At 37.8% G+C, this 12160-nt stretch carries 7 protein-coding genes; all 7 read left to right on the top strand.

Going from position 1 to position 12160, the window contains the following annotated elements:
* Position 1: 1 nt before the first annotated feature.
* Positions 2-3322 (top strand): DUF5107 domain-containing protein, encoded by a 3321-nt coding sequence (locus ACNKXS_RS04415; protein WP_417919799.1) that lies wholly within the window; start codon positions 2-4, stop codon positions 3320-3322.
* Between the two features lie 9 nt (positions 3323-3331).
* Entirely contained in the window at positions 3332-5332 is a 2001-nt protein-coding gene (locus ACNKXS_RS04410; RefSeq protein WP_417919798.1) for a sulfatase family protein, read from the top strand.
* The gene (locus ACNKXS_RS04405) at positions 5329-6876 is read left to right on the top strand and encodes a sulfatase family protein (protein WP_417919797.1); all 1548 of its coding nucleotides are present in this window, start codon (positions 5329-5331) and stop codon (positions 6874-6876) included. Before ACNKXS_RS04410 ends, ACNKXS_RS04405 begins: the two co-directional genes overlap by 4 nt.
* 7 nt (positions 6877-6883) lie before the next feature.
* Entirely contained in the window at positions 6884-9646 is a 2763-nt protein-coding gene (locus ACNKXS_RS04400) for a sugar-binding domain-containing protein (RefSeq protein WP_417919796.1), read from the top strand.
* A gap of 22 nt (positions 9647-9668) precedes the next feature.
* On the top strand, positions 9669-10700 hold the full coding sequence (gene galE / locus ACNKXS_RS04395; protein WP_417919795.1) for a UDP-glucose 4-epimerase GalE: 1032 nt from the start codon (positions 9669-9671) through the stop codon (positions 10698-10700).
* 26 nt (positions 10701-10726) lie between these two features.
* Positions 10727-11878 (top strand): galactokinase, encoded by a 1152-nt coding sequence (galK, locus tag ACNKXS_RS04390; RefSeq protein WP_417919794.1) that lies wholly within the window; start codon positions 10727-10729, stop codon positions 11876-11878.
* The coding region (galT, locus tag ACNKXS_RS04385) for a galactose-1-phosphate uridylyltransferase (protein WP_417919793.1) at positions 11875-12160 on the top strand (286 nt) is incomplete at its 3' end. The genes galK and galT, both read left to right, overlap by 4 nt.

Here is a 12160-nt window from a genome sequence, read left to right as displayed (position 1 = left end):
AATGGAAAAGGTTAAAGCTTGGAAAGAAAAGGTAGTTATTCCAACATATGAAGTTGGTAAACCGGAAAAATATCCGGTCTTTCTTGAAAAAAGAGTGTATCAGGCTAGTAGTGGTTCGGTGTATCCACACCCTGTGATAGAGCATATTAGTGATACGAAGGTAGATAAAGAATGGGATGTGATTTTTATAGAAAACCATTATATCAAAATAATGGTACTTCCTGCTCTTGGTGGACGTATTCAGATGGCTTACGATAAAATTCGAGAACGTCATTTTGTGTATTATAATCACGTAATCAAACCGGCTTTAGTAGGACTAACTGGTCCCTGGATTTCCGGAGGAATCGAGTTCAACTGGCCACAGCACCATAGACCAAGTACATACGATCCGGTAGATAGTACTATTGAAGAAAACGAAGATGGAAGTATTACTGTTTGGGTTAGCGAACTAGAAAGGATGTTTCGCACCAAAGGAATGGCAGGTTTCACGTTACATCCAGATAAAGCTTATCTCGAGATTAGAGCTCAACTCTACAATAGAACTCCGCATCCTCAAACATTTCTTTGGTGGGCAAATCCAGCAGTAGCAGTTAATGATCATTATCAATCGGTATTTCCGCCAGATGTGCATGCAGTTTTCGATCATGGTAAGCGAGATGTGTCTGAATTTCCAATTGCAAAAGGAGAATATTATAAAGTAGATTATTCTCCTGGAACAGATATCTCGCGTTATAAGAATATTCCAGTACCTACTTCTTATATGGCGATTACTTCTGAATATGATTTTGTAGGTGGGTTCGAAAATGACTCTAAAGGAGGTTTACTGCACGTTGCTGATCATCATGTATCGCCTGGGAAAAAACAATGGACATGGGGAAATGGTGATTTTGGTCAGGCATGGGATAGAAACCTAACCGATTCTGATGGTCCTTATATCGAATTAATGTGCGGGGTATACACAGATAATCAGCCTGATTTTGCATGGATGCAACCTTACGAGGAAAAAAGTTTCAATCAATATTTCATGCCATACTACAACGTAGGGGTGGTAAAAAATGCCAATAAGGATGTATTGCTTAATCTGGAAGAAAAGGATGGGAATGCCATACTGAAAGTACATGTAACTGGTACATATAATTCCTGTACAATAAGCTTAAAGACCCAGGCCAATATAATTTTTGAAAAAACACTTGATCTGAGTCCGGAATCAGTCTTCGATGAATGTATAGACTATGGGGATATTGATTTCAAAGAGCTCACAGTTGTAGTAACCGATGCTAAAGGTCTTGAATTGATCAGCTGGTCTCCGAATGGTGATATCCAGGAATTAATACCAGAACCCGCTAAAGCGGCAAAAGAACCACAAGATATAGAAACTGTTGAACAATTGTATCTGAGAGGACTTCATCTGGAACAGTACAGACACGCTACCTATAACCCAACAGATTATTATCTAGAAGCATTGAAGCGGGAGCCTAAAGATGTTCGTAATAACAACGCGATGGGCTTGTGGTATATGAAGAAAGGGCAGTTTGATAAGGCTTTGGGATATTTTGAAACAGCCATAGAAACTTTAACTCAACATAATCCTAATCCTTACGATGGAGAGCCATATTTTAATAAAGGTTTGACCTTGAGGTTTCTAGGTAAAAATAAGGAAGCTTACGATGCTATATTTAAAGCCTGCTGGAATGCAGCTTGGCAGGATGCAGGGTATTTTAATCTGGCACAGCTGGATTGTATAAAAAAGGATCAAACAAAGGCTTTAGAATTAATAGATAAATCTTTGATTCGCAACTGGCATAATCACAAAGCAAGGCACTTGAAGGCGGTAATCCTCAGAAAGAACGGGAATAAGGCAAAAGCATTGCAACTTATTGAAGATTCACTTCAAATTGACCAGTTCAATTTTGGGGTGCTTTTCGAAAAGTACAAATGGACCCAGGAAGAAAAAGATATTGAACATCTCAAAAACATGATTCGAGGTAATGTTCACAACTACATAGAGTTTTCTTTGGACTATGCTCAGGCTGGATTTTACGAGGAAGCACAGGAATTTTTAGAAATATACTTCCAGCAATCAAAGCAACCATATCCAATGGCAGGGTATTTTATGGGATGGTATTATGAAAAATTGGATCAGGAAGAACTAGCAGCAAAATGGTACTCCAAAGCTCAGAAGATGAATACCGATTATTGCTTTCCAAATAAGTTGGAAGAGGTAATCGTTCTCCAGGCAGCTCTTGAATTCAATCCAGAGGATGCTGTAGCTTCTTATTTGTTAGGGAATTTTTGGTATGCGTTCAGGCAGTATAAAGCTGCTCAGGATTGTTGGGAAAATTCCCTTCACCATGAAGATGATAATGCTATATGTCATCGAAATCTAGCATTGCTTTACTACAATAAAACCGATCAAAAGAGTTTGGCCAGAGAACATTTGGAATATGCATTTAGATTGGATAGTGCAGATGCCAGATTGCTCATGGAACTCGATCAATTATACAAGAAAATTAATACTCCAATTGAAGAACGCCTCGAATTTCTGGAAAATAATAAGCAGCTGGTAGACTCTCGAGATGACACATATCTTGAACATATTTCAATATTGAATTATAAGGGTGACCATACAAAAGCTCTTGAACTTTTAAAAGTAAGACAGTTTCATCCATGGGAGGGAGGAGAAGGCAAGGTGCCCTTCCAGCATATCACTTTGAATGTTGAGGTTGCAAAAAAGCTGATTGCAAATGGAGAATTTACTGAAGCGATAACACATTTAGAAGCTGCTAAAGAATATCCTCATAATCTTGGTGAAGGTAAACTCTTCGGATCTCAGGAAAACGACATTTATTACTGGTTGGGATGCGCCCATGAAAGTCTTGGAAATAAAGACGTTGCTATTGAAAATTGGAAAAAAGCTGCGGAAGGTTTGAGTGATCCAAGCCCAGCAATCTTTTATAATGATCAGCAACCAGACAAAATATTTTATCAGGGATTGGCACTGAGAAAACTGGGTAAAATGGATGAGGCAAAAACCCGATTCAATAATTTACTTAATTACGGAAAAGCACACCTGGATGATGAGGTAAAGCTCGACTACTTTGCTATTTCATTACCAGATTTGTTGATCTGGGAAGAGGATCTTAATGTTAGAAACAACATTCACTGTAACTACTTGATTGGATTAGGTGAATTCGGTTTAGATAATAGAGAATCAGCCATATCAGCGTTTGAAGCAGTTCTGCAAAAGGATCTATATCATCTTCCAGCTAAATTTCATCTCGATATGGTTAAACAGGAAGAAAACCTTGAAGTAAATAACTAAACACTGCTAATGCTGTATTTAAAGAAATTTAATTTTATTGGTTTATGGGTTTTCCTGGGGTGTTCCATAATGGGATATGCCCAGGAAAAACCTAATATTCTCTGGATAACTTTCGAGGATACATCGCCCCAGTTTATCGGTTGCTATGGAGATGTGGACGCAGAAACCCCGGTCATGGATAAAATGGCAAAGGAAGGGGTGCGCTTCACGAGTGCATTCTCTACCGGTACAGTTTGTTCCCCTAGCAGAAGTGCAATTATCACCGGGGTGCCTACCTATAAAATGGGTAGTGGAAATCACCGTAGTGATTTTCCTATTCCAGAGTTTATCAAGGGATTTCCAGAATATCTGAAGGATGCTGGTTATTACGTGTCCAATAATTATAAGACAGATTATAACATCGCCGGGATCAAAACTTTTGTCGCTGAAACCTGGAATGAAAGTTCTGGTAGAGCAGGTTGGTGGAACAGGCAAGAAGGACAGCCTTTTTTCGCAGTATTCAATATTCCAGACTCACACCAGTCGCGGACAATGAGTATGTCTTATGAGTGGTATGAAGAAAATGTACTAGCTTATTTGAAACCTGAGGAAAAGCAGGAACTAAAGGAGCATCGCGAAATATCTAATAATGTGGAGATACAGTTGCCATCTGTGAAAGAATTTGCAAATCTACACGAAAAAAGGATTATTAGCGATAGTACCTTTTCTATGCCTCCTATTTACAGGGATAGCAAAGACATGCGAAAGCAAATGGCCAGGGTTTATAATTCTATAAAACTTACTGATCTGAAAATGGGAAATCTACTGCAAAGGCTTAAGGAAGACGGCCTACTACAGGAAACTATCGTATTCATTTTTGCAGATCATGGTGAAGGAATGCCCAGGGCCAAAACCAATGGAATTGGTCTGGGATATCGAGTACCATTCATTATATGGTTTCCTGAAAAATATAAGCACCTGTCTCCGTGGGGCACTGGCGGCGTGGTTAGCGATGAGCTTGTAGATTTTGAAGATTTGGCTCCAAGTATTCTAAATCTTGCTGGAGTTGAAGTTCCAGAATATATGAGAGGAAGGTCGTTATTGAAAAAGAATCGCGAACCTGCTCCTGACTTTACTTATCTATCTTCAGATAGGGCTGATAATGGGCCAGATATGGTTAGAACGATTACCGATGGTCGCTACATTTATTCCCGGAATTTCATGCCATTTTTCCCTGAAGTAAAGTATATCAGGTATATCGATATGGGTAAGATAACCCAACTCATGCGTGAGGACTATGATGCAGGAAAATTGAATGATTTGCAGGAATCTATTTTTAAACAAAGGTCTGCCGAAGTACTTTATGATATAAAGGCTGATCCCTGGGAAACCAAGAATCTCGCATACGAACCCCAATATGAAAAACTCATAGAGAAAATGCGTGAACGCTTAGAAAAAAAAATAATGGAAGAGCGCGATGTTCACTTTCTACCTGAATATGAATTGGGTGAAATTTCTAAAACAACCACACCATACAAATACAGGTTAAACGAGGAAGAATATCCGCTGGGCAATATTTTTAAAACAGCAAATCTAGTTGGTAAATCTGGTAAGAAAATCGAAGCACAACTTTTTCAGGCTTTAAAAAATGAGAATGAGTTTATAAGATATTGGGCATCCCTGGGATTATACTCCATAAATTCAAGCCTGAGTCAAAAGTCGATAAGCAAAGTTAAAGAGAGCTTATATGATGTGTACGCACCGGTACAAATTAACCTGGCAGCTGTTCTTTATTCGATAAATGAAGATAAGCAAGCTGAAGAAATATTGAAAAAATTTATACTGAGCCAGAATGAACATTTAGCATTAAGTGCTATCAATTACACTTTGTATTTAAAGAAACGTTCCGCTTTTATAGCAGAAATTAAAGAGGTCTACAATTCTGAAATAGGATACAAAGTGAAGGCCGCAGCAGAGGATTTCTTGAATTTAGAAGCAAAATTGGAAAAGATTAAAACAGAAAAAGGATGAAGATAATTTATATAAAATATGCATATCCGCTCTTTTCACTTTTAATCTTTTTAGGTAGTTCAGTAATTTCTGCACAATCTGCAGATAGAAGCGTAAAACCAAACATAGTGTTGATTTACATCGACGACCTTGGTTATGGGGATATAGGGGTAAATGGGGCAATAGGTGTGAAAACTCCGAATATTGACCAATTAGCTGAAAATGGAATCAATTTTTCTGATGCACATTCTTCAGCTGCAACTTGTACACCGTCGAGGTATTCAATATTAACCGGTAGTTATGCATTTAGGAATAATGCTGAAATTCTTGAGGGTGATGCTCCTTTAATTATTGATACTGAAATGAAAACCTTACCCGATATGTTGAAATCGGCAGGCTATAAAACGGGTATAGTAGGGAAGTGGCATCTAGGTCTTGGAAGAGGTCAGGTAGATTGGAATGAAAGAGTATCACCCGGTCCCGCCGAAGTTGGATTCGATTATAGTTTTTTAATTCCTGCAACTGGCGATCGAGTTCCCACTGTTTTTTTAGAGAATCAAAAAATTTTCAATTTAAACCCTAACGATCCATTAATCGTTGATTATAAAAAACAAATTCCTGAAGGTTACCCTGCAGGAAGGGACCATCCGGAATTATTGAAACAACATACAGATAATTATCATTTAAGCGCGATTACAAATGGTATAAGCAGGATTGGATTTATGAAAGGTGCTGAAGAAGCACTATGGATTGATGAAGAAATACCTTTTGTTCTGGATGCCAAAGTAGAAGAATTTATAAATGGTAAAAGTGAAAATCCATTCTTTTTGTTCTACTCCTTCCATGATATTCATCAACCTAGAACACCCAACATTGAATTCGTTGAATCCAGTTCTATGGGACCAAGAGGTGATGTGATTGCACAAATGGACTGGAGTGTTGGAAAGGTTATAGAACACCTTGAAAAGAATGGACTTTTAGAAGAGACTATGATCATTTTTACTAGCGACAATGGACCAATTTTAGACGATGGATATCTAGACTATGCTGAAGAGCTAGTAGGTGAACATAAACCTGGCGGAAAATTTAAAGGAACGAAATACTCCATATTTGAAGCCGGAACCAGGGTTCCAACAATAGTTTCCTGGAAGGATCGAATTAGTCCAGCCACCAGCGATGCATTGCTATCCCAGGTCGATTTATATGCTTCAATTGCAAGTCTATTAAATATAGAATTAGAACCAGCAGACGCTCCGGACAGTGAAAATCACCTTGACTCATGGTTGGGGGAAAAGGAATCGGGACGTAAATATCTACTGGAAGAGGCTTATGCTTATGGACTTAGAATGGATAGCTGGAAGTACATACACCCGAAAAAAGATATTACTGTTCCCGCTTGGTTGAGAAACAAGAAAATAGATCCCGGTTTCTTTGACCAACCTCAATTGTTCGATCTATCTAAAGATCCATGGGAATCCAAAAATTTAGCCGAGGATCATCCGGAAATTCTAGAAAAAATGAAAAATCAACTACTCAAAGTATTAAATAAAAATGTCTCAAAATAACTCAAGATTGCAAAATATACTGTCTCCTTCAATAGGGATAGTTTTACTTATTTCATTAGTATTTCTTACTAGCTGCGGAAATGATGTTCATGATACTATTTCTCTTTCTGGAGAATGGAGCGTAAGGCTGGACTCTACGGGAGTTGGTGAACAGGAAAATTGGGCCAATGGCCTTAAGCAAGCCAATAGCATCATGTTGCCAGGTACTCTGGATGATGCCGGAATGGGCAAAGCCAGTACTCTTGAGCCTGCTTTGAATAATATTGTACTCTCAAGTTTAAACCGTAAACATGAATATTATGGGAAAGCCTGGTATCAAAAAGAAGTTGAAATACCCGAAAACTGGAAGGATAAAAATATTACTCTCGAACTGGAAAGGGTTCTCTGGGAATCTAAAGTATATGTAGATGGGACAGCCATAGGAACTCGGGAAAGCCTTGTAGGCAGTCACGTTTATGATCTTTCAAAAGCTCTTACACCTGGAAATCATACCATTTCAGTAAGAGTGGATAATTCAGATCAATATCCAAACATTAACGTACTGGGAAATAAGTATCCAGACGAGGCAGATAAAGAAATGGCACATGGTTATACCAATCATACTCAAATAAAATGGAATGGTATACTTGGAAACATCGTTTTAAGTTCTTCGGAAAAATCTAAACCGAAAAACCTACACATCTACTCTGATATTAGCAATGAAAGTCTCGATATACAATTTGAACAGACAGTAGATAATTCAGATAAAATTAAAATAGAGATTGAAGACAGTGAAGGGAATTCTATTGTTTCAAGCAATATTGTAGATTACGAGGTTGAAGATGGTGTGGTTAAATTTTCGATAAGTGCACCAAAAGATTTTAAAAAATGGGATGAGTTCTCGCCCACTATTTATAATGTAAAAGTAACAGATTTAGGAGGGACTACTTCAGCCGGATTTGGATATAGAAATATATCAAAGAATAATGGTGTTCTGGAACTAAATAATCATAGAATATTCCTGAGAGGCAATCTAGAATGTGTGATTTTTCCTTTAACAGGTTACCCTCCCATGAAAAAAGAAGAGTGGAGTACTTTGATCAGTCAGGCTAAAAATTATGGCTTGAATCATTTAAGATTTCATTCCTGGTGTCCTCCGAAGGCTGCATTTGAAGCAGCAGACGAAGCAGGTTTTTACTTGCAGGTAGAACTTCCACATTGGAGCTTAAAAGTAGGGGAAGATAAAAAGACGACAGATTTTCTTTATGCCGAAGCCGAAAAAATGCTACGTGATTATGGGAACCATCCATCATTTATTATGATGGCAATGGGGAATGAACTTGAGGGTGATATGGCTGTACTAAATGATATGACTGCTGCTTTAAAAGCCGAAGATGGAAGGCATTTGTACGCAACTACTAGCTTTTCTTTTCAAAAGCCGTCGGGAACCAGACCTGAACCAGAAGATGAGTTTTTCATCGCACAGTGGACCGATAAAGGTTGGATTAGAGGTCAGGGAATCTTCAACAGCCAGTCACCTAGATTTGATCAGGACTTTTCAGAAAATATGAGCCATATAGATATTCCTGTTGTATCTCATGAAATTGGGCAATATTCAGTGTATCCAGATCTATCAGAAATAAAAAAGTACACAGGAGTTTTAGAGCCACTCAATTTTATAGCTGTTAAGAATGATCTCGAAGAAAAGGGCTTATTGCAGCTTTCAGATCAGTTTACTAATGCTTCAGGAAATCTGGCTGCTATTTTGTATAAAGAAGAGATTGAAAGAGCGTTGAAGACAGAAGAGTTTGACGGTTTTCAGTTACTACAATTACAGGATTTTCCTGGGCAGGGTACCGCCCTGGTGGGGCTATTAAATGCTTTTTGGGAATCAAAAGGGGTCATTTCTGGAAAGGAATTCAGAGAGTTTAATTCTGAAGTAGTTCCACTAATTCGCTTTGAAAAAGCAGTGTATAAATCAGGTGAGACTTTTGAGGCCACTTTGGAAGTAGCGAACTTCTTTAAAAGATTTGAAAATCAAAAGATACTATGGTCGATCTCCAACTTACAAGGGGAAACTCTTAGAGAGGGTAACTTCAACACCAAACTTGATATAGGGAACAATAAAGAGCTAAAGAAAATTGATTTCCCGATTCAAACTGAACGTGCTCAAAAATTAAAGATTTCTGTAGCATTGGAAGGAACGAACTTTAAAAATTCATGGCCCATATGGATATATCCGGAAGTAGAAATTAATGATACAAAAGATATTATAATCACATCCTCTTTTGAAGAGGCAAATGATGCCTTAGAAAAAGGAAGTAAGGTATTCCTTAATCCAAAGCTTGAAAATATAAAAGGAATTACTGGTCGATTTGTTCCGGTTTTCTGGAGCCCCGTCCATTTTCCGGACCAACCTGGTACCATGGGCTTACTAATCGATAAGGAGCATGCAGCCTTAAAAGATTTTCCTACAGCCAGTCATTCAGAATGGCATTGGTGGGATTTGACGATTAAATCGAAATCAATAATTCTGGACGATATGGACATAAAACCAATCGTTAGGGTGATTGATAATTTCGTCACTAACCATAGTCTGGCGAATGTTTTCGAAGCCAAGGTTGGAGAAGGTTCTTTGCTATTTACCAGTATAGACCTAATGAATGATTTAGAGAATCGCCCTGTTGCAAAGCAACTTAAATTTAGTCTGATTGAATATATGAAGTCTAACGATTTTAGTCCTGAATCTACAATTGACAAAACCTCACTTGATTCGTTGAAAGTGAATTAATTAATTCCAGAGAATATAGAAAATGATGGGGAAGAAAAGAGTAGTAGTAACTGGAGGTTTAGGATATATAGGTTCTCATACCACTGTAGCACTTCAAGATCGTGGGTTTGAGGTTATCATCATAGATGATCTTTCAAATTCGTCAATAGATGTGTTAGATGGTATTTACAAAATTACTGGTAAGAAACCGGAGTTTCATCAATTTGATTTAAAGGATAATAGTATAGTTAAAAAGTTCTTTAAGGAAAATAATGATTTAGATGGTGTAATTCATTTTGCCGCTTCAAAGGCTGTAGGAGAGAGCGTTCAGAAGCCATTGCAATACTATGAAAATAATTTATTTAGCCTAATCAATCTTCTTGAAGCTTATTCATATAATCCAGCCTCTAGATTAATATTTAGTTCGTCTTGTACTGTTTATGGTCAGGCTATTGAACTACCCATAACGGAAAAAGCTCCAATTAAAAAAGCAGAATCTCCGTACGGTAATACTAAACAAATTGGTGAAGAAATTATTAAGGACACCTGCTTGGTGAATAAAGGTTTTAAGGCGATCGCCTTGAGATATTTTAACCCAATAGGAGCTCATGAATCTGCTAAGATAGGCGAGTTACCAATAGGTACACCTCAAAACCTGATTCCGTTTATCACACAAACTGCCATTGGGAAAAGGGAGCAATTAGCGGTCTTCGGAAATGATTATCCTACAAAGGATGGAACGGCTATTAGAGATTATATTCATGTCAGGGATCTGGCTGAAGCACATGTGGCGGCCCTGGAACTATTACTTCAGGATGATAAGCAAGACAATTATGATGTATTTAATTTGGGGACTGGTAAAGGGCAATCTGTTTTAGAAGTCATCCATGCATTTGAAGAATCCACAGGACAACGAATTCCTTACGAAATCAAAGGGAGAAGGAACGGAGATGTAACTGCAGCCTATGCAGATACAAGTAAAGCCAATTCAATATTAAAATGGAAAGCGAAGCGGTCATTGCTACAGGCTTTATCCAGCGCTTGGAATTGGGAAATTAATAATACTATTGTCTAACAAGGCATGTAAATGATTAGGAATTTATGAAAAAACTGGAAAGGATCGAGAAATTTGAACCTCAGGTACAAATAGAATCTCCGGGAAGAATTAATCTGATTGGTGAGCATACCGATTATAATGAAGGTTTTGCCATGCCTACCGCGATTGATAAAAAATTACGTTTAGAGTTCAGGAGGAATGATAGTGATACTTGCCGTATTTATAGTGAAACCTTTAAAATAGGTTTCGAATTTAAATTGCGGGAAGAACTCGAGAGAGGAACAGATTGGGAGAATTATATTCTTGGGGTTGTAGATCAGATACAGAAAGCAGGCAAAAGTATCGGAGGATTTGATTGCAGTATCCATAGTAATCTGCCTGTTGGTGCAGGAATTAGTTCTTCTGCAGCTCTTGAATGTGGTATTGCCAGTGGATTGAATGAGCTTTTTAGCTTAGGATTAAACTCGCTTGAAATTGTCAAACTCTCCCAACAAGCAGAAAATGACTTTGTAGGTTCGAATTGCGGAATAATGGATCAATACTCCTCTGTATTCAGCAAACAAGATCACCTCATACTTTTAGATTGTAGAACGCTGGATGTTGAATTCATACCTGCAAACTTTAAGAACTGCAAACTATTATTATTAAACACCAATGTCGCCCATAATCTTGCAGATAGTGAATACAATTCACGAAGGGCAGATTGTGAAAAGGCGGTACTTAGAATCCAGAAAGACTATCCCAAAGTAAATGCATTGAGAGATGTAGATATTGATACTTTAGTGCAGTATAAAGATCGTTTTTCCAAGACGATTTATCAAAGATGCTTGTACGTCCTGGAAGAAAATCAGCGAGTATTACAAGCAGCTAACTCACTTCGTAAAGGAAATCTTCAAGAATTTGGAAGTTTCATGTACCAATCACATGAGGGTCTCCAGAATAAGTACGAGGTAAGTTGTAAAGAACTGGATTTTCTCGTGGATTACTCTAGAGATAAGGACTTTATATACGGCTCCAGAATGATGGGAGGTGGATTTGGAGGCTGTACTTTAAATCTTATTGAAGAGGATAAAATAGATAATTATGTTGAAGAGGTCTCAAGCGCATACAGAGACAAGTTCAATATAAAATTAGACGCTTTTAGCGTCTTACCGGATGCAGGTACCCAAATCATTATAAACGATTATCGATTATGAACACCCAATTAAACAAGAATCCCCATAGAAGATTTAATATTCTCACTGGTGAATGGGTTCTGGTTTCTCCACATCGTACCAAGCGACCATGGCAAGGAAAAACTGAAGAAAATAAGGCTAAAGATAAGGAGCACTACGATCCTTCATGTTATTTGTGTCCCGGTAATACTCGCACCAGTGGCATTACCAATCCTGATTATAGTGACCCATTTTCGTTCATCAATGATTTTTCATCACTATTACCAGATACACCCCAAATTAATTTTGAAGAGGGTTTGTTTA

The sequence above is a fragment of the Christiangramia marina genome, from assembly GCF_048285865.1.
Classification (GTDB): domain Bacteria; phylum Bacteroidota; class Bacteroidia; order Flavobacteriales; family Flavobacteriaceae; genus Christiangramia; species Christiangramia marina.
Note: the sequence above shows the minus strand (reverse complement) of the source record. Positions and strands in the feature narration are given on the sequence as shown.